This is a genomic window from Streptomyces ficellus (genome assembly GCF_009739905.1).
Taxonomy (GTDB): domain Bacteria; phylum Actinomycetota; class Actinomycetes; order Streptomycetales; family Streptomycetaceae; genus Streptomyces; species Streptomyces ficellus_A.
In genome coordinates, this window is the sequence record NZ_CP034279.1 from 6093155 (window position 1) to 6111857 (window position 18703).

The window sequence follows — 18703 nt, forward strand, 5'->3', positions numbered from 1 at the left end:
GCCCCCGCACACTTGCTGAACTGGGCACCACAGCCTATCGAGGCCGCCCGCCGCGCGTCGGCGGACGGCCGAATGCCGCCCGCCCGGGCGGAGTTGGGCGGGCGGCTCGGCCAACGGCGGTCAGCTCCCGACGCGTTCGCGGACCCTGTCGGCGACCTGCGGCGGCATGGCCTCGTGGCGGGCGTAGGCGCGGTCGAAGCGGCCCGTGCCGTGCGAGATGGAGCGGAGGTCGACGGCGTACCGTCCGATCTCGATCTCCGGCACGTCGGCCCGTACGAGCGTCCGGCCCTGCCCCGCCTGTTCGGTGCCGACGACGCGTCCGCGCCGGCCGGACAGGTCGCTCATCACGGGGCCGACGTACTCGTCCGGTACGAGGACCTGGACCTCGGCGACCGGTTCGAGGAGGTTGATCCGGGCGTCCGCCGCCGCCTCGCGCAGCGCGAGGGCGCCGGCCGTCTGGAAGGCCGCGTCGGAGGAGTCGACCGAGTGGGCCTTGCCGTCGAGGAGGGTCACGCGGACGTCGACGAGCGGATAGCCCGCGGCGACACCCTTGGCGGCCTGGGCGCGTACGCCCTTCTCCACGGAGGGGATGAACTGGCGCGGCACCGCCCCGCCGACGACCTTGTCGACGAACTCGATGCCGGAACCGGGCGGCAGCGGCTCCACGTCGATCTCGCAGATGGCGTACTGCCCGTGCCCGCCCGACTGCTTGACGTGCCGCCCGCGCCCCGACGACCTGTCGCCGAACGTCTCGCGCAGCGACACCTTGTGCGGTACGACGTCGACCTGGACGCCGTACCGTTTGCGCAGCCGCTCCAGCGCCACGTCCTTGTGCGCCTCACCCAGGCACCACAGGACGACCTGGTGGGTGTCCTGGTTCTGCTCCAGGCGCATGGCCGGGTCCTCGGCGACGAGCCGGGCGAGCCCCTGGGACAGCTTGTCCTCGTCCGCCTTGCTGTGCGCCTCGATGGCGAGCGGGAGGAGGGGGTCGGGCATCGTCCAGGGCTCCATCAGGAGCGGGTCGTCCTTGGCGGACAGCGTGTCACCGGTCTCGGCGCGGGACAGCTTCCCGACACAGGCCAGGTCGCCGGCGATCGCGTGGTTCAGCTGCCGCTGGTGCTTGCCGAAGGGCGCGGACAGGGCACCGATCCGCTCGTCCGCTTCGTGGGAGGCACGGTCCTCGTGGCCGCGGTCGGCGAGGCCGTGCCCGGATACGTGGACGGTCTCGTCCGGACGGAGGGTGCCGGAGAAGACCCGCACCAGCGAGATCCGGCCGACGTACGGGTCGGAGGACGTCTTGACGACCTCGGCGACGAGCGGCCCGGCCGGATCGCAGGTGATCGGGGGGCGCGCGGCGCCCTGCGGGGTGGTGACGGCGGGCGCCTCGCGCTCCAGGGGCGTGGGGAAGCCACGGGTGATCAGGTCCAGCAGCTCGACCGTGCCCAGGCCCTGCTTGCCGCCGGACGCGGCGGGTGCGGCGGCGAGGACCGGGTGGAAGCTGCCCCGCGCCACGGCCTTCTCCAGGTCGTCGACGAGCGTCTTGAGGTCGATCTCCTCACCGCCGAGGTAGCGGTCCATGAGCGACTCGTCCTCGCTCTCGGCGATGATCCCCTCGATGAGGCGGTTGCGGGCCTCCGCGATGAGGGGCCGCTGGGCGTCGTCGGGCGGGTTCTCCTGCCGCTCCCCGGAGGAGTAGTCGAAGATCTTCTGGGTCAGCAGGCCGATCAGCCCGGTCGCGGGAGCGTGCCCGTCGGGCGTCTGCGGGCCGAGGACGGGGACGTACAGCGGGAGGATCGCGTCGGGGTCGTCACCGCCGAAGATCCGGGCGAGGACCCGGGTCAGCTCGTCGAAGTCGACGCGCGCGGTGTCGAGGTGCGTGACGACGATGGCGCGCGGCATGCCGACCGCCGCGCACTCCTCCCACACCATCCGGCAGGACCCGGCGACCGCGTCGGCCTCCTGCGCGGCCGAGACGACGAAGAGGGCCGCGTCCGCGGCGCGCAGACCGGCCCTCAGCTCCCCGACGAAGTCGGCGTATCCGGGAGTGTCCAGCAGATTGATCTTGCAGCCGCCCCATTCGAGTGGGACGAGGGACAGTTGTACGGAGCGTTGCTGGCGGTGCTCGATCTCGTCGTAGTCGGAGACCGTGCCGCCGTCCTCGACCCGGCCCGCCCGGTTGACCGCTCCTGCCGTCAGCGCGAGGGCCTCGACCAGGGTCGTCTTGCCGGATCCGCTGTGGCCGACCAGCACCACGTTCCGTACCGATGAGGGCTGGTCGGCCGTTATAGCCCTGCCGGCGGCCCCGGGGTGTGCGTTCGCCTTGTCGCCCATGATTCTTCCTCCCGATCGCGAGTGCACGGGGTGCACGGTGGAGGTGGGGGGTGGGGCGCGGGCGCGGGGGAGCCTGCTGGGGCGGCTCCGGCGGTGCCCGCGGTCGTCTTTCGAGCTTTCCGCTCAGGTCTTTCGAGCTTTCCACTCAGGCCAGGTTGCGTCCATACGTCCGACACCGCGACGGGAGCGGGGTGCCCGGGGCCGGAGGGTGCCCCTGCCTGGCTACGATGGGCCAGCCGGTGGCCGTAGGGGCCGCGCGGCCCACCGACCCTCGGGAAGGCCATGCTGAACAAGTACGCGCGTGCATTTTTCACGCGTGTTCTCACACCGTTCGCCGCGTTTCTGCTCCGCCGCGGAGTGAGCCCCGACGCCGTGACGCTCGTCGGCACGGCCGGCGTGGTGGCGGGCGCGCTGGTCTTCTTCCCCAGGGGCGAGTTCTTCTGGGGCACGATCGTCATCACCCTGTTCGTCTTCTCCGACCTGGTCGACGGCAACATGGCCCGCCAGGCCGGGATCTCCAGCCGCTGGGGCGCCTTTCTGGACTCGACCCTCGACCGGGTCGCCGACGGCGCGATCTTCGGCGGCTTCGCGCTCTGGTACGCGGGCCGGGGCGACGACAACGTGCTGTGCGCGGTCGCCATCTTCTGCCTGGCCAGCGGCCAGGTCGTGTCGTACACCAAGGCGCGCGGCGAGTCGATCGGCCTGCCGGTCGCGGTCAACGGCCTGGTCGAGCGGGCCGAGCGGCTCGTGGTCTCCCTGGTGGCGGCGGGCGTGGCCGGACTGCACGGCTTCGGTGTGCCGGGCGTGCAGGTGCTCCTGCCGATCGCCCTGTGGGCGGTGGCCGTGGGCAGTGCGGTGACGCTGGGGCAGCGGGTCGTCACGGTACGGCGCGAGGCGGCGGAGGCGGACGTGGTGTCGGCGGCGGATGCGGTGCCGGCGTCGGGGGCCGCCGGGGGCTCTGGGGCGGATGCGGCCGCCGGGGCGAGTGGTATCGGTGGCGCCGGTGGGGCTGCGGATGCCCGTGGGGCTTCTGATGCCGGTGGGGCTTCTGGGGCTAGGGGGAGTGAGGCGACATGAGCGCTGTGGGTGAGCGGCTGACCGACGCCCTGTACGGGATCGGCTGGACCGCGGTGAAGAAACTGCCCGAGCCGGTGGCGGCCGGGCTCGGCCGGCGTATCGCGGACACCGTCTGGAAGCGGCGCGGCAAGGGCGTGCTGCGCCTGGAGGCCAACCTCGCGCGCGTGGTGCCGGACGCCTCCCCGGAGCGCCTGGCCCAGCTGTCGCAGGCCGGGATGCGCTCGTACATGCGCTACTGGATGGAGTCGTTCCGGCTGCCCGCCTGGAGCGCGGAGCGCGTCAAGGACGCGTTCGACGTCAAGGACGTGCACCACCTGACCGACGGGCTCGCCGCGGGCAAGGGCGTGATACTCGCGCTGCCGCACCTGGCCAACTGGGACCTCGCGGGCGTGTGGGTCACGCGCGCGCTGGGCGTACCGTTCACGACGGTCGCCGAGCGGCTGAAGCCCGAGACGCTGTACGACCGCTTCGTGGCGTACCGGGAGTCGCTGGGCATGGAGGTCCTGCCGCACACCGGCGGCTCCGCGTTCGGCACCCTCGCCCGACGGCTCCGCGGGGGCGGCCTGGTCTGCCTGGTCGCCGACCGGGACCTGTCGGCGTCGGGCGTCGAGGTGAAGTTCTTCGGCGAGACGGCCCGCATGCCGGCCGGCCCCGCGATGCTGGCGCAGCAGACCGGCGCGCTGCTCCTGCCGGTGACCCTCTGGTACGACGAGACGTCGACCATGAAGGGACGGGTGCACCCGCCGGTCGACGTGCCGGGGACGGGCACGCGCGCCGAGAAGACGGCGGTCATGACCCAGACCCTGGCCGACGCCTTCGCCACCGGGATCGCCGACCACCCCGAGGACTGGCACATGCTCCAGCGGCTGTGGCTCGCCGACCTCGACCCGGCGAAGGGGCCCGGCGCGTGAAGATCGGCATCGTCTGCCCGTACTCCTGGGACGTCCCCGGTGGCGTCCAGTTCCACATCCGCGACCTGGCCGAGCACCTGATCCGGCTCGGCCACGAGGTGTCCGTCCTGGCCCCGGCCGACGACGAGACGCCGCTGCCGCCGTACGTCGTCTCGGCCGGCCGCGCGGTACCCGTCCCGTACAACGGCTCCGTGGCCCGGCTGAACTTCGGGTTCCTGTCGGCGGCGCGGGTGCGGCGCTGGCTGCACGACGGCACGTTCGACGTGATCCACATCCACGAGCCCGCCTCGCCCTCGCTGGGGCTGCTGTCCTGCTGGGCGGCGCAGGGCCCGATCGTGGCCACCTTCCACACCTCGAACCCGCGCTCGCGGGCGATGATCGCCGCGTACCCGATCCTCCAGCCCGCCCTGGAGAAGATCAGCGCGCGCATCGCGGTCAGCGAGTACGCCCGCCGGACCCTGGTCGAGCACCTGGGCGGCGACGCGGTCGTCATCCCCAACGGCGTCGACGTGGACTTCTTCGCCAAGGCGGAGCCCAAGGCGGAGTGGCAGGGCGGCACGCTCGGCTTCATCGGGCGGATCGACGAGCCCCGCAAGGGCCTTCCGGTGCTGATGAAGGCCCTCCCGAAGATCCTGGCCGCCTGCCCCGACACCCGGCTCCTGGTCGCGGGCCGGGGCGACGAGGAGGAGGCCGTGGCGTCGCTGCCCGCCGAGATGCGGTCGCGGGTGGAGTTCCTCGGCATGGTCAGCGACGAGGACAAGGCACGGCTGCTGCGCAGCGTCGACGTGTACGTGGCGCCCAACACCGGTGGCGAGAGCTTCGGCATCATCCTCGTCGAGGCCATGTCGGCGGGCGCGCCGGTGGTGGCCAGCGACCTGGACGCGTTCGCGCAGGTCCTGGACCAGGGCGCCGCGGGCGAGCTGTTCGCCAACGAGGACGCCGACGCCCTCGCCGAGACGGCGATCCGCCTGCTCGGCGACTCCGGGCGGCGCGTGGAGCTCCGGGAGCGGGGCAGCGCCCACGTCCGCCGCTTCGACTGGTCGACGGTCGGCGCGGACATCCTCGCCGTGTACGAGACGGTGACGGACGGCGCCGCGTCGGTCGCCACGGACGAGCGGCTCGGCCTGCGGGCCCGGTGGGGGCTGGCTCGGGACTGAGGCCGGGTTGGTTCCGTGCGGGGTGGAACCGGGTTGATCCGGGGCTCGGTTGTTCCGGGGCGGTTCGTCTGCGGGCCGTGCCTGGTCCGGTGACCTCCGGTGGGTGGGGGCGTGGCCCCTCCGGGCTCGCCTCCGCGGGGTCGGCTGCCGCGCGTGACGCGTGAGGGAGCCGCGCCTGTCCCGCCAGCCCCCGCGGGGGCGACCCTGCACGGCACCGCCCTCTGTCGTCGGCCGGGTGCGGGACGGCAGTATGGCCCGCGTGGACATACGCCGTCTCGATCTCGGGTACTTCGTCCGGTCCGCCGCCGAGGCGGGCACCCCGCATCCTCGGGTGGAGCCGGTGCTCGCGTATCTCGTGCGGCACCCCGACGGGCTGCTGCTGTTCGACACCGGCGTGGGGGAGGGCGACCCCGGGGCGGAGGCGCGGTACCGGCCGCGGCGGCGGGGGCTGGTCGAGGCGCTCGCCGCGGAGGGGGTCCGGCCGGAGGACGTCGACGTGGTGGTGAACTGCCACCTCCACTTCGACCACTGCGGGGGCAACCCGCTGCTGGCGGGCCGCCCCGTCCTGGTCCAGCGCGAGGAGCTGGCCACGGCGCGGGCCGGCGACTACACGATCGACGCCCTGGTCGACTTCCCCGGTGCGCGGTACGAGGAGCTGGACGGCGAGGCGGAGGTGTGGCCCGGTGTCCGGGTCGTACCGACGCCCGGGCACACGGACGGGCACCAGTCGCTGGTGGTGACCGGACGGCGGGGCACGGTGGTGCTCGCGGGGCAGGCGTACGACTGCGCGTCGCAGTACGCGTCCGACGAGATGGCGCGGGCGGCCGGGTGCCCGGACGTACCCGTACCGGAGTGGCTGGAGCGGCTGGCCGCGTTCGGGCCGCGGCGGGTGCTGTTCGCGCACGACCGGTCGGTGTGGGAAGGGGACGCGGCGGCGCGCGGGTAGCCTTTCGGCCCGTGATCGAAACCTTCATCTGGATCGTCGTCGGCCTGGTCGCCATCGGCCTGTACCTGAGCTGGACGGCCGGGCGGCTCGACCGGCTGCACGCCCGGATCGACGCCGCCCGCGCCGCGCTCGACGCCCAGCTCCTGCGCCGCGCCTCGGTCGCCCAGGAACTGGCCACCTCGGGCGTGCTCGACCCGGCCGCGTCGATCGTGCTCTACGAGGCCGCCCACGCCGCCCGGCAGGCGGAGGAGGAGCACCGGGAGGTCGCCGAGAGCGAGCTGAGCCAGGCGCTGCGGGCCGTTTTCGGCGAGCCCGAGCAGGTGGAGGCCGTGCGGGAGGCCCCGGGCGGCGATCAGGCGGCCGGGGAGCTGGCCGCGGCGGTGCGCCGGGTGCCGATGGCCCGCCGCTTCCACAACGACGCGGTACGGGCGGCCAGGGCGCTGCGCAGGCACCGCAAGGTGCGCTGGTTCCGGCTCGCCGGCCACGCCCCGTTCCCGATGGCCTTCGAGATGGACGACGAGCCGCCGACCGCCCTGGCGGACCGGCCGGGCAGCTCCTGACCTCGGGAAAACGAGCCACCGGCTCACTATTGGCCCTTGAAGTGGACCGGGTGGCCCGGGTTTCCTCGGTGTAGTTGAAACCGCCCCGTTTCTTGAGTGAGGTCCATCCGTGTCCAGCACCAGCACCCCGCAGTCCCCCGAGACCGGCACCGCCCGCGTCAAGCGCGGCATGGCCGAGCAGCTCAAGGGCGGCGTGATCATGGACGTGGTCAACGCCGAGCAGGCCAAGATCGCCGAGGACGCCGGCGCCGTCGCCGTCATGGCCCTGGAGCGGGTCCCGGCCGACATCCGCAAGGACGGCGGCGTGGCCCGGATGTCCGACCCGAACATGATCGAGGAGATCATCGACGCGGTCTCCATCCCGGTCATGGCCAAGTCCCGCATCGGCCACTTCGTCGAGGCCCAGGTCCTCCAGTCGCTGGGCGTGGACTACATCGACGAGTCCGAGGTCCTCACCCCGGCCGACGAGGTCAACCACAGCGACAAGTTCGCGTTCACGACCCCGTTCGTGTGCGGTGCCACCAACCTGGGCGAGGCGCTGCGCCGCATCGCCGAGGGCGCGGCCATGATCCGCTCCAAGGGCGAGGCCGGCACCGGCAACGTCGTCGAGGCCGTCCGCCACCTGCGCCAGATCAAGAACGAGATCGCCAAGCTGCGCGGCTTCGACAACAACGAGCTGTACGCCGCCGCCAAGGAGCTGCGCGCCCCCTACGAGCTCGTCAAGGAGGTCAGCGAGCTCGGCAAGCTGCCGGTCGTGCTGTTCTCCGCCGGTGGTGTCGCCACCCCGGCCGACGCCGCGCTGATGCGCCAGCTCGGTGCCGAGGGCGTCTTCGTCGGCTCCGGCATCTTCAAGTCCGGCGACCCGGCCAAGCGCGCCGCCGCCATCGTGAAGGCCACCACCTTCTACGACGACCCGAAGATCATCGCGGACGCCTCCCGCAACCTGGGCGAGGCCATGGTCGGCATCAACTGCGACACCCTCCCCGAGACCGAGCGCTACGCCAACCGGGGCTGGTGATGAGCACCCCGCTCATCGGTGTCCTCGCCCTCCAGGGCGACGTACGCGAGCACCTGATCGCCCTGGCCGCGGCGGACGCCGTGGCCAGGCCGGTCCGGCGTCCCGAGGAGCTGGCCGAGGTCGACGGCCTGGTCATCCCGGGCGGCGAGTCGACCACCATCTCCAAGCTGGCCGAACTCTTCGGCCTGATGGAGCCGCTGCGCGAGCGCATCGCGGCGGGCATGCCCGTGTACGGCACGTGCGCCGGCCTGATCATGCTCGCCGACAAGATCCTCGACCCGCGTTCGGGCCAGGAGACGCTCGGCGGCATCGACATGATCGTCCGCCGTAACGCCTTCGGACGTCAGAACGAGTCCTTCGAGGCGGCCGTCGAGGTCGCCGGGGTCGAGGGCGGACCGGTGGAGGGCGTCTTCATCCGGGCGCCCTGGGTCGAGTCGGTGGGCGCCCGCGCCGAGGTCGTCGCCGAGCACGACGGTCACATCGTCGCCGTACGCCAGGGCAACGCCCTCGCCACGTCGTTCCACCCGGAACTGACCGGCGACCACCGGGTGCACGCCCTGTTCGTCGACATGGTGCGCGCGGCGGGCTGACCTCGTCCCGGTAGGATCTCTGGGGTTCGTCCGGAAATTGGTTACGCGAAGGAGACAGGCAGATGTCCGGCCACTCTAAATGGGCTACGACGAAGCACAAGAAGGCCGTGATCGACGCCAAGCGCGGCAAGCTCTTCGCGAAGCTGATCAAGAACATCGAGGTCGCGGCCCGCACCGGCGGCGGCGACCCCGACGGCAACCCCACGCTCTACGACGCCATCCAGAAGGCGAAGAAGAGCTCGGTCCCGAACAAGAACATCGACTCCGCGGTCAAGCGCGGTGCCGGCCTGGAGGCCGGTGGCGCCGACTACGAGACGATCATGTACGAGGGTTACGGCCCCAACGGTGTCGCGGTGCTCATCGAGTGCCTCACCGACAACCGCAACCGCGCCGCCTCCGACGTCCGCGTCGCGATGACCCGCAACGGCGGTTCGATGGCCGACCCGGGCTCGGTGTCGTACCTGTTCAACCGCAAGGGCGTGGTGATCGTCCCCAAGGGTGAGCTGTCCGAGGACGACGTCCTGGGGGCGGTCCTGGACGCGGGCGCCGAGGAGGTCAACGACCTCGGTGAGAGCTTCGAGGTCCTCAGCGAGGCCACCGACCTGGTCGCGGTCCGCACCGCCCTCCAGGAGGCCGGCATCGACTACGACTCGGCGGACGCCAACTTCGTCCCGACCATGCAGGTCGAGCTGGACGAGGACGGCGCGCGCAAGATCTTCAAGCTGATCGACGCGCTGGAGGACAGCGACGACGTGCAGAACGTCTTCGCCAACTTCGACGTCTCCGACGACGTCATGGCGAAGGTCGACGCCTGACCCACGCGACATGGCGGGCCGGCAGGGGACACACCCCCTGCCGGCCCGCCGCGTTGTCAGTGCCACCCGATAGCCTGCACAAACAGTTGAGCGAAGGAGGGGTGGCGTGCGCGTCCTCGGGGTGGACCCGGGCCTGACCCGGTGCGGAGTCGGCGTCGTCGAAGGCGTCGCCGGGCGCCCGTTGACCATGCTCGGCGTGGGTGTCGTCCGCACACCGGCCGACGCGGAGACGGGACCGCGCCTCGTCGCCATCGAGCAGGGCATCGAGCACTGGCTGGACGAGCACCGGCCCGGACTGGTCGCGGTGGAGCGGGTGTTCAGCCAGCACAATGTGCGGACGGTGATGGGCACCGCCCAGGCCAGCGCGGTCGCCATCCTGTGCGCCTCCCGGCGCGGGATCCCCGTCGCGCTGCACACGCCGAGCGAGGTGAAGGCCGCCGTCACCGGCAGCGGTCGCGCCGACAAGGCCCAGGTCGGGGCGATGGTCACCCGGCTGCTCCGGCTCTCCGCCCCGCCGAAACCGGCCGACGCCGCCGACGCCCTCGCCCTCGCCATCTGCCACATCTGGCGGGCCCCCGCCCAGAACCGGCTCCAGCAGGCCGTCGCCGCACAACGAGCCATGAAAGGCCGAACCGCATGATCGCCTTCGTGAGCGGCCCCGTCGCCGCGCTCGCCCCGACCACCGCCGTCATCGAGGTCGGCGGCGTCGGCATGGCCGTCCAGTGCGCGCCGAACACCCTGTCCGGGCTGAGGGTCGGTCAGGAAGCCCGGCTGGCCACGTCCTTGGTCGTACGGGAGGACTCGCTGACCCTGTACGGCTTCGCCGACGACGACGAGCGGCAGGTATTCGAGCTCCTGCAGACCGCCAGCGGGGTCGGGCCCCGGCTGGCCCAGGCCATGCTCGCGGTGCACACCCCCGACGCGCTGCGCGTCGCGGTGGCCTCCGGCGACGAGAAGGCGCTCACCGCGGTGCCGGGCATCGGCAAGAAGGGCGCGCAAAAGCTGCTGCTCGAACTGAAGGACAGGCTCGGCGAGCCCGTCGGCGCCCACATCGGCAGGCAGGGGATCGGCACCGCGGTCACCGCGTCCTGGCGCGACCAGCTGCACGCCGCGCTGATCGGCCTCGGGTACGCCACGCGCGAGGCGGACGAGGCGGTGGCCGCCGTCACCCCGCAGGCCGAGGCGGCGGGCGCCGAGCCGCAGGTCGGCCCCCTCCTCAAAGCCGCCCTCCAGACCCTGAACCGCACCCGGTGACCCCGCCGCCCGTGGCCCGCCCCAGCGCGGGGCGCCGGGGTCCGGCAGCAGACCACCCGCGCGGCTCCGCCGCCACGACCACGCGAGGCCTCCCGCAGTGAACGCGTACGACGACACCACCAGCACACCGGCCGCCGACCGGCTCGTCGGGGCGTCCGCCGACGGGGAGGACCAGGCCGTCGAGGCGGCCCTGCGCCCCAAGTCGCTCGACGAGTTCGTCGGCCAGGAGCGGGTCCGCGAGCAGCTGGACCTGGTCCTCAAGGCCGCCCTGGCGCGCGGCGCCACCGCCGACCACGTCCTGCTGTCCGGCGCCCCCGGCCTCGGCAAGACCACCCTGTCCATGATCATCGCGGCGGAGATGGGCGCGCCCATCCGCATCACCTCCGGCCCCGCCATCCAGCACGCCGGGGACCTCGCCGCGATCCTCTCGTCCCTCCAGGAGGGAGAGGTCCTCTTCCTCGACGAGATCCACCGGATGTCCCGGCCCGCCGAGGAAATGCTGTACATGGCGATGGAGGACTTCCGTGTCGACGTCATCGTCGGCAAGGGCCCCGGCGCCACCGCCATCCCGCTGGAGCTGCCGCCCTTCACCCTCGTCGGCGCCACCACCCGCGCCGGCCTCCTGCCGCCCCCGCTGCGTGACCGGTTCGGCTTCACCGCGCACATGGAGTTCTACGCCCCGGCCGAGCTGGAGCGGGTCATCCACCGCTCCGCCCAGCTCCTCGACGTCGGGATCGAGACCGACGGCGCCGCCGAGATCGCCGGGCGCTCCCGGGGCACGCCCCGTATCGCCAACCGCCTGCTGCGCCGCGTCCGCGACTACGCGCAGGTCAAGGCCGACGGCCTGATCACCCGGGACATCGCCGCCACCGCCCTCAAGGTGTACGAGGTGGACGAGCGGGGCCTGGACCGGCTGGACCGGGCGGTGCTCGGAGCCCTGCTGAAGCTCTTCGGCGGCGGGCCGGTCGGCCTGTCGACCCTCGCCGTCGCGGTGGGGGAGGAGCGCGAGACGGTCGAGGAGGTGGCCGAGCCGTTCCTCGTCAGGGAGGGCCTGCTGGCCCGCACGCCCCGTGGCCGGGTCGCCACACCCGCCGCATGGGCGCATCTCGGCCTCGTACCGCCGCAGGCGGGAGGCCCGGGAAGCGGACAACAGGGTCTCTTCGGGGCGTGACGGCGAGGAGACTCGCCGGGCCAGGAACCGCGGTGCCATGCTGGGCGTTGTTCCATTGATGCGGACTCGCCTAGACTCCGCCGATGCCGACCCTTGCGGGCGGCGTACCCACCCCCGAAGATCAGGCCGCGGTTCCCCGCGACCGTGCGAAGGATTTGTCGTCCCGTGAGTATCGTGACTCTCCTGCCGTTCATCGTCCTCATCGGGGCCATGTTCCTGATGACCCGCTCTGCGAAGAAGAAGCAGCAGCAGGCGGTGGAAATGCGCAACCAGATGCAGCCCGGAACCGGCGTACGGACGATCGGGGGGATGTACGCCACCGTCAAGGAGGTCGGCGACGACACGGTTCTCCTGGAGGTCGCTCCAGGGGTCCACGCCGTGTACGCCAAGAACGCCGTCGGCGCCGTCCTCGACGACGAGGAGTACAACCGCATCGTCCACGGTGACGGTGACCTGAAGACCGACGCCCCCGTCGTGCCGGACGACGCCTCCTCGCTCACCGCGGAGGACGCCGTCGTGGCCGACGACGCGAAGATCGACCTGGGCAAGAAGGACGCGGCCGAGGGCGAGACCGCTCCCGAGGCCAAGGACGCCAAGGCCGACGAGAAGAGCGACGGCGACACCGACGCGAAGTAAGGCCAGCTGACGGACCGCGTCGCCCACCGGCGTACGCGGTCCGTTCGTGCCGACACACGCGGGGGATTCCCCACACCACTTCGTGGCCGCCCCGACGCATACCCGGCGTAGCGGCGGTTGGACAGGGAGAAACGAGAAGGTGGCAGCACCCAAGAAGGGCCGAGGCCCGGCGACGGGGGGGCAGGGCAAGCCGGGGCGCACCCTGGCCCTGATCCTGATCGCCATCGGCGCCTTGATCGGAGGGATGTTCTGGTCGGGCGACACCACCCCGCGCCTGGGCATCGACCTCGCCGGTGGTACGAGCATCACGCTCCGCGCCGAGAACCAGCCCGGCAAGCCGGACTCCATCAACAACACCAACATGCAGACGGCGATTGGCATCATCGAACGCCGTGTCAATGGTCTGGGTGTCTCGGAGTCCGAGGTTCAGCAGCAGGGCGAGCGGCACATCATCGTCAACATCCCGAGGGCGACCGACTCCGAGAAGGCCCAGAAGCAGGTCGGCACCACCGCCGAGCTGTACTTCCGCCCGGTCCTGGCCGTCACCGGCAGCGCGCCGCTCCCCGAGCCGTCCACGGGCACCTCGCCGAGTGCCAAGCCGAGCGCCAAGCCCGGTGACAAGGCCTCGTCGACGCCCTCGCCCAAGGCGAGCGCCACCACCCAGGGCCGTGCCGTCCCCGAGGCCCTGAAGAAGGACGAGTCGCCGAGCCCCAAGGCGAGCACCCCCGAGAAGCCGGCCGCCACGCCGGCCCCGCAGCCCTCCGCCTCCGGCGCGGCTGCCGTCGCCGCGCTGGAGAAGCAGTTCACCGCGCTGGACTGCACGCCGAAGAAGGGCACCAAGGAGGTGCCCAACCCGGCGCAGAACGCCGACCCGGCCAAGCCGACCGTGGCCTGTGGCACCGAGGGTGACGCCAAGTACATCCTCGGCCCGGCCGAGGTCGCGGGCACCGACGTCGACGAGGCCCAGGGCGTCCTCGACCCGCAGCGTGGCCGGTGGATCGTCCAGCTCGGCTTCACCGACGCGGGCACCAAGAAGTTCGCGGCCACCACCGGCAAGCTCGCAAGCCAGGTCCAGCCGCAGAACCAGTTCGCGATCACCCTCGACGGCCAGGTCGTCTCCGCCCCGTCGGTGAGCAGCGCCATCGGCGGCGGCAGCGCCGAGATCTCCGGCAGCTTCGACCAGGCGTCGGCCACCGATCTCGCGAACATCCTGTCCTACGGCGCGCTTCCCCTCTCGTTCGAGCAGGAGAGCGTCACCACCGTCACCGCCGCGCTCGGCGGTGAGCAGCTCAAGGCCGGTCTCATCGCGGGCGCCATCGGCCTCGCGCTGGTCGTGATCTACCTGGTCGTCTACTACCGCGGCCTGTCGATCATCGCCCTCCTCAGCCTCCTGGTCTCGGCGGTCCTCACCTACGCCCTGATGTCACTGCTCGGTCCGGCCATCGGCTTCGCGCTGAACCTGCCGGCCGTCTGTGGTGCGATCGTGGCCATCGGCATCACCGCGGACTCCTTCATCGTGTACTTCGAACGCGTACGGGACGAGATCCGCGAGGGCCGCACCCTGCGGCCCGCCGTCGAGCGGGGCTGGCCCCGCGCGCGGCGCACCATCCTCGTCTCCGACTTCGTGTCGTTCCTCGCCGCCGCGGTGCTGTTCATCGTGACCGTCGGCAAGGTGCAGGGCTTCGCGTTCACGCTGGGTCTGACGACCCTCCTCGACGTGGTCGTGGTGTTCTTCTTCACCAAGCCGCTGATGACGCTGATGGCCCGTACGAAGTTCTTCAGCAGCGGCCACCCCTGGTCCGGTCTGGACCCCAAGCGGCTGGGAGCCAAGCCCCCGCTGCGCCGCTCGCGGCGTGTCTCCGCCACCACCGAACCGAAGGAGGCGTGAGATGTCACGACTCGGCAGCCTGGGCGCGCGCCTGTACCGCGGTGAGGTCGGGTACGACTTCGTCGGCAAGCGGATGCTCTGGTACGGCGTCTCCATCCTGATCACCATCACGGCCGTCGTCGGCCTGGCGGTGCAGGGTCTCAACATGGGCATCGAGTTCAAGGGCGGCGTGGTCGTCACGACGCCCAAGCTCTCGGTGTCCACCGAGGAGGCGCGGGACACCGCGGAGGAGATCTCCGGGCACATCCCGATCGTCCAGGAGCTCGGCAGCGGTGGCCTGCGCATCCAGATCAGCGATGTGTCCACCTCGGAGTCCAACAAGATCAAGACCGAGCTGGCGTCCGACCTCGGCGTCGCCACCAACGACCTGAACGTCGACGTCGTCGGCCCGAGCTGGGGCGAGCAGATCGCCAACAAGGCCTGGATGGGCCTCGGCATCTTCATGGTCCTGGTGGTGGTCTACCTCGCCATCGCCTTCGAGTGGCGCATGGCCGTCGCCGCGCTGATCGCGCTGATCCATGACCTGACCATCACCGTCGGCATCTACGCCCTGGTGGGCTTCGAGGTCACCCCGGGCACCGTGATCGGTCTGCTGACCATCCTCGGATACTCCCTCTACGACACCGTCGTCGTCTTCGACGGTCTGAAGGAGGCGTCGAAGGACATCACCAAGCAGACCCGCTGGACGTACAGCGAGATCGCCAACCGCAGCCTCAACGGCACCCTGGTCCGCTCCATCAACACCACGGTCGTGGCGCTGCTGCCGGTGGCCGGCCTGCTGTTCATCGGTGGTGGCTTCCTCGGCGCCGGCATGCTCAACGACATCTCGCTGTCGCTGTTCGTGGGCCTCGCGGCCGGTGCGTACTCGTCGATCTTCATCGCCACGCCGCTCGTCGCCGACCTGAAGGAACGCGACCCGCAGATGAAGGCGCTGAAGAAGCGGGTCCTGGCCAAGCGTGCCCAGGCCATGCAGAAGGGCGAGCCCACGGAGGCGGAGGAGGCCGAGGCGGCCGAGGCCGCCGGAGCCTTCGACGCCGAGCCCGAGGACGCCGCCCCCGCGGGCGCCGTCGTCGGCCAGCGCCGCCAGCCCACCCGCGGGCGGGGCAAGCGCCGATGACGGTCACCACGCGGGAGCTCCTGCTCAGCCGCATCCGGGACGTCGCGGACTACCCGATCCCCGGCGTGACGTTCAAGGACATCACGCCGCTGCTGGCGGATCCGGAGGCGTTCACCGCCCTCACCGGGGCGCTGGCCGAGCTGTGCGTACGGCACGGGGCGACCAAGATCGTCGGCCTGGAGGCGCGCGGGTTCATCCTCGCCGCTCCGGTCGCCGTCACCGCGAAGCTGGGCTTCGTCCCGGTGCGCAAGGCGGGCAAGCTCCCCGGGGCGACGCTCAGCCAGGCGTACGAGCTGGAGTACGGCACCGCCGAGATCGAGGTGCACGCCGAGGACCTGCTCCCCGGCGACCGCGTCATGGTCATCGACGACGTCCTCGCCACCGGCGGCACCGCCGAGGCCTCCCTGGAGCTGATCCGGCGGGCCGGCGCGGACGTCGCGGGCGTCGCCGTGCTCATGGAGCTGGGTTTCCTCGGCGGCCGCGCCCGCCTGGAGCCCGCCCTGGCCGGCGCCCCGCTGGAGGCGCTGATCACGCTCTGACCAGGGCGCACACGGTCGAGGAACGGGCATCCGGAACACCGGGTGCCCGTTTCGCGCTGTCGCCCCCCGGCCGCCGGTGCCCCGCGCCCGGAGCGCCTCGCCCCGTCCCGGGGCGAGTGGTTCGCCCGAGGTCAGTACCATGGGATTCCGGGCCTGACCGGGGGACCCGGACCCGCACGAGGAGCGCTCTTGCCAGACGAGGCCCAGCCACTCTCCGCCGCGAAGCCCGACCAGCAGGCCGACAAGGCCGCGGCGCCCCCAGCCACGCCCCCCGACAAGGCCGCGGTGAACAGGGCGGCGGACGCGAAGCCGGCCGCCCCGCAGCGCGCCCAGGGCCCCGCCCCCGTCTCGGCACCCAAGCCCACGCCGCCCGCCGTCGCCCGCTCCGGCGGCTCCTCCAACCGGGTGCGGGCCCGCCTCGCCCGGCTCGGCGTCCAGCGCTCGTCGCCGTACAACCCGGTCCTGGAACCCCTGCTGCGCATAGTCCGGGGCAACGACCCGAAGATCGAGACGTCGACGCTCCGCCAGATCGAGAGCGCCTACCAGGTCGCCGAGCGCTGGCACCGCGGCCAGAAGCGCAAGAGCGGCGACCCGTACATCACGCACCCGCTCGCCGTCACCACCATCCTCGCCGAGCTGGGCATGGACCCGGCGACGCTCATGGCGGGCCTCCTCCACGACACCGTCGAGGACACCGAGTACGGCCTGGAGCAGCTCCGCAAGGACTTCGGCGACCAGGTCGCCCTCCTCGTCGACGGCGTCACCAAGCTGGACAAGGTCAAGTTCGGCGAGGCCGCGCAGGCCGAGACCGTCCGCAAGATGGTCGTCGCCATGGCCAAGGACCCGCGCGTCCTGGTCATCAAGCTCGCCGACCGCCTGCACAACATGCGCACCATGCGCTACCTCAAGCGGGAGAAGCAGGAGAAGAAGGCCCGCGAGACCCTCGAGATCTACGCGCCGCTCGCCCACCGCCTGGGCATGAACACCATCAAGTGGGAGCTGGAGGATCTCGCCTTCGCGATCCTCTACCCCAAGATGTACGACGAGATCGTCCGCCTCGTCGCCGAGCGCGCCCCCAAGCGGGACGAGTACCTCGCCATAGTGACCGACGAGGTCCAGGCCGACCTGCGCGCCGCCCGCATCAAGGCCACCGTCACCGGCCGGCCGAAGCATTACTACAGCGTCTACCAGAAGATGATCGTCCGCGGCCGGGACTTCGCGGAGATCTACGACCTGGTGGGGATCCGCGTCCTCGTCGACACGGTCCGCGACTGCTATGCGGCCCTCGGCACCGTCCACGCGCGATGGAACCCGGTCCCCGGCCGGTTCAAGGACTACATCGCGATGCCGAAGTTCAACATGTACCAGTCGCTGCACACGACGGTCATCGGCCCCAACGGCAAGCCCGTCGAGCTCCAGATCCGCACGTTCGACATGCACCGCCGCGCCGAGTACGGCATCGCCGCGCACTGGAAGTACAAGCAGGAGGCCGTCGCCGGCGCCTCCAAGGTACGCACCGACGTGCCGAAGAAGGCCGGCAAGGACGACCACATCAACGACATGGCGTGGCTGCGCCAGCTGCTGGACTGGCAGAAGGAGACCGAGGACCCCAGCGAGTTCCTCGAATCGCTGCGCTTCGACCTGTCCCGCAACGAGGTCTTCGTCTTCACCCCGAAGGGTGACGTCATAGCGCTCCCGGCGGGCGCCACCCCGGTGGACTTCGCGTACGCGGTCCACACCGAGGTCGGCCACCGCACCATAGGAGCGCGGGTCAACGGGCGGCTCGTACCGCTCGAATCGACCCTCGACAACGGCGACCTGGTGGAGGTCTTCACCTCCAAGGCGGCCGGCGCGGGCCCCTCCCGCGACTGGCTGGGCTTCGTCAAGTCGCCGCGCGCCCGCAACAAGATCCGCGCCTGGTTCTCCAAGGAGCGCCGCGACGAGGCGATCGAGCAGGGCAAGGACTCCATCGCGCGCGCCATGCGCAAGCAGAACCTGCCCATCCAGCGGATCCTCACCGGCGACTCGCTCGTCACGCTGGCGCACGAGATGCGCTACCCCGACATCTCCTCGCTGTACGCGGCGATCGGCGAAGGCCATGTCGCCGCCCAGGGCGTCGTCCAGAAGCTGGTGCAGGCCCTCGGGGGCGAGGAGGCGGCCAGCGAGGACATCGCCGAGTCGGCCCCGCCGTCGCGCGGGCGCGGCAAGCGGCGCGCCAAGGCCGACCCGGGCGTGGTCGTCAAGGGCGTCGAGGACGTGTGGGTCAAGCTCGCCCGGTGCTGTACGCCGGTGCCGGGCGACCCGATCATCGGCTTCGTCACCCGCGGCAGCGGCGTATCGGTGCACCGTGCCGACTGCGTCAACGTGGACTCGCTCTCGCAGCAGCCCGAGCGGATCCTCGACGTCGAATGGGCGCCCACCCAGTCCTCGGTCTTCCTGGTCGCCATCCAGGTCGAGGCCCTGGACCGCTCCCGGCTCCTGTCGGACGTCACCCGCGTCCTGTCCGACCAGCACGTCAACATCCTGTCGGCGGCCGTCCAGACCTCCCGCGACCGGGTGGCCACCTCCCGCTTCACCTTCGAGATGGGCGACCCCAAGCACCTGGGGCACGTCCTGAAGGCGGTACGGGGCGTGGAGGGCGTCTACGACGTGTACCGCGTGACGTCGGCCCGCCGGCCGTAACGACGCACGAC

The 18703-nt window shown here is 71.8% G+C and carries 17 protein-coding genes; 16 read left to right on the forward strand and 1 reads right to left on the reverse strand.

All coding sequences use genetic code 11. The features are described 5' to 3' along the window. Positions 1 to 120: 120 nt before the first annotated feature. Positions 121 to 2331 carry an elongation factor G-like protein EF-G2 gene (locus EIZ62_RS27360; protein ID WP_156695333.1) on the reverse strand — a complete coding sequence of 737 codons (2211 nt, stop codon included), beginning with the start codon at positions 2329 to 2331 and terminating at the stop codon, positions 121 to 123. A 282-nt stretch (positions 2332 to 2613) separates the two neighbouring features. Between EIZ62_RS27360 and pgsA the strand changes: the two genes are divergently transcribed. The 16 genes from pgsA to EIZ62_RS27440 all read left to right on the forward strand — a co-directional run bounded on the left by pgsA (position 2614) and on the right by EIZ62_RS27440 (position 18692). After that, positions 2614 to 3408, forward strand: coding sequence for a phosphatidylinositol phosphate synthase (pgsA, locus tag EIZ62_RS27365; protein WP_244375986.1), 795 nt, complete (start codon positions 2614 to 2616; stop codon positions 3406 to 3408). Then, positions 3405 to 4319: a phosphatidylinositol mannoside acyltransferase gene (locus EIZ62_RS27370; RefSeq protein WP_156695334.1), complete on the forward strand. Its 915-nt coding sequence runs from the start codon at positions 3405 to 3407 to the stop codon at positions 4317 to 4319. The genes pgsA and EIZ62_RS27370 overlap by 4 nt, the downstream gene beginning before the upstream one ends. Beyond that, the gene (locus tag EIZ62_RS27375) at positions 4316 to 5476 is read left to right on the forward strand and encodes a glycosyltransferase family 4 protein (RefSeq protein ID WP_156695335.1); all 1161 of its coding nucleotides are present in this window, start codon (positions 4316 to 4318) and stop codon (positions 5474 to 5476) included. The genes EIZ62_RS27370 and EIZ62_RS27375 overlap by 4 nt, the downstream gene beginning before the upstream one ends. Before the next feature lie 250 nt (positions 5477 to 5726). Next, entirely contained in the window at positions 5727 to 6422 is a 696-nt protein-coding gene (locus tag EIZ62_RS27380) for an N-acyl homoserine lactonase family protein (protein WP_156695336.1), read from the forward strand. An 11-nt stretch (positions 6423 to 6433) separates the two neighbouring features. Next, positions 6434 to 6982, forward strand: a complete 549-nt coding sequence (locus EIZ62_RS27385) for a LemA family protein (RefSeq protein WP_156695337.1) — start codon at positions 6434 to 6436, stop codon at positions 6980 to 6982. Positions 6983 to 7091: 109 nt separating this feature from the next. Next, positions 7092 to 8000, forward strand: a complete 909-nt coding sequence (pdxS, locus tag EIZ62_RS27390; protein ID WP_156695338.1) for a pyridoxal 5'-phosphate synthase lyase subunit PdxS — start codon at positions 7092 to 7094, stop codon at positions 7998 to 8000. Then, positions 8000 to 8590 carry a pyridoxal 5'-phosphate synthase glutaminase subunit PdxT gene (gene pdxT / locus EIZ62_RS27395; RefSeq protein ID WP_156695339.1) on the forward strand — a complete coding sequence of 197 codons (591 nt, stop codon included), beginning with the start codon at positions 8000 to 8002 and terminating at the stop codon, positions 8588 to 8590. The genes pdxS and pdxT overlap by 1 nt, the downstream gene beginning before the upstream one ends. A 62-nt stretch (positions 8591 to 8652) precedes the next feature. Next, the gene (locus tag EIZ62_RS27400) at positions 8653 to 9405 is read left to right on the forward strand and encodes a YebC/PmpR family DNA-binding transcriptional regulator (RefSeq protein ID WP_156695340.1); all 753 of its coding nucleotides are present in this window, start codon (positions 8653 to 8655) and stop codon (positions 9403 to 9405) included. Positions 9406 to 9511: 106 nt separating this feature from the next. Then, complete coding sequence (ruvC, locus tag EIZ62_RS27405) at positions 9512 to 10045, forward strand: crossover junction endodeoxyribonuclease RuvC (RefSeq protein ID WP_156695341.1); 534 nt, start codon at positions 9512 to 9514, stop codon at positions 10043 to 10045. Further along, entirely contained in the window at positions 10042 to 10659 is a 618-nt protein-coding gene (ruvA, locus tag EIZ62_RS27410) for a Holliday junction branch migration protein RuvA (protein ID WP_156695342.1), read from the forward strand. The genes ruvC and ruvA overlap by 4 nt, the downstream gene beginning before the upstream one ends. A gap of 97 nt (positions 10660 to 10756) precedes the next feature. After that, complete coding sequence (gene ruvB, locus EIZ62_RS27415) at positions 10757 to 11830, forward strand: Holliday junction branch migration DNA helicase RuvB (protein ID WP_156695343.1); 1074 nt, start codon at positions 10757 to 10759, stop codon at positions 11828 to 11830. Positions 11831 to 11995: 165 nt separating this feature from the next. Continuing rightward, positions 11996 to 12466: a preprotein translocase subunit YajC gene (gene yajC, locus EIZ62_RS27420; RefSeq protein WP_156695344.1), complete on the forward strand. Its 471-nt coding sequence runs from the start codon at positions 11996 to 11998 to the stop codon at positions 12464 to 12466. 139 nt (positions 12467 to 12605) lie between these two features. After that, positions 12606 to 14354, forward strand: coding sequence for a protein translocase subunit SecD (gene secD / locus EIZ62_RS27425; RefSeq protein WP_208828067.1), 1749 nt, complete (start codon positions 12606 to 12608; stop codon positions 14352 to 14354). A 1-nt stretch (position 14355) separates the two neighbouring features. Next, positions 14356 to 15471, forward strand: a complete 1116-nt coding sequence (gene secF / locus EIZ62_RS27430; protein WP_156695345.1) for a protein translocase subunit SecF — start codon at positions 14356 to 14358, stop codon at positions 15469 to 15471. Further along, a complete protein-coding gene (locus EIZ62_RS27435; RefSeq protein WP_156695346.1) occupies positions 15468 to 16010 on the forward strand; it encodes an adenine phosphoribosyltransferase in 543 nt (180 codons plus the stop codon). The genes secF and EIZ62_RS27435 overlap by 4 nt, the downstream gene beginning before the upstream one ends. 189 nt (positions 16011 to 16199) lie before the next feature. After that, on the forward strand, positions 16200 to 18692 hold the full coding sequence (locus EIZ62_RS27440; protein ID WP_156695347.1) for a RelA/SpoT family protein: 2493 nt from the start codon (positions 16200 to 16202) through the stop codon (positions 18690 to 18692). The last annotated feature ends 11 nt before the right edge of the window (positions 18693 to 18703 follow it).

Excerpts from the sequence above, each read along its gene's own strand:
- EIZ62_RS27435 (WP_156695346.1), top strand. The coding sequence starts at position 15,468 with ATGACGGTCACCACGCGGGAGCTCCTGCTCAGCCGCATCCGGGACGTC.
- EIZ62_RS27380 (WP_156695336.1), top strand. The coding sequence starts at position 5,727 with ATGGCCCGCGTGGACATACGCCGTCTCGATCTCGGGTACTTCGTCCGG.
- EIZ62_RS27360 (WP_156695333.1), bottom strand. The coding sequence starts at position 2,331 with ATGGGCGACAAGGCGAACGCACACCCCGGGGCCGCCGGCAGGGCTATA.
- pgsA (WP_244375986.1), top strand. The coding sequence starts at position 2,614 with ATGCTGAACAAGTACGCGCGTGCATTTTTCACGCGTGTTCTCACACCG.
- EIZ62_RS27370 (WP_156695334.1), top strand. The coding sequence starts at position 3,405 with ATGAGCGCTGTGGGTGAGCGGCTGACCGACGCCCTGTACGGGATCGGC.
- secF (WP_156695345.1), top strand. The coding sequence starts at position 14,356 with ATGTCACGACTCGGCAGCCTGGGCGCGCGCCTGTACCGCGGTGAGGTC.
- pdxT (WP_156695339.1), top strand. The coding sequence starts at position 8,000 with ATGAGCACCCCGCTCATCGGTGTCCTCGCCCTCCAGGGCGACGTACGC.
- EIZ62_RS27400 (WP_156695340.1), top strand. The coding sequence starts at position 8,653 with ATGTCCGGCCACTCTAAATGGGCTACGACGAAGCACAAGAAGGCCGTG.
- ruvA (WP_156695342.1), top strand. The coding sequence starts at position 10,042 with ATGATCGCCTTCGTGAGCGGCCCCGTCGCCGCGCTCGCCCCGACCACC.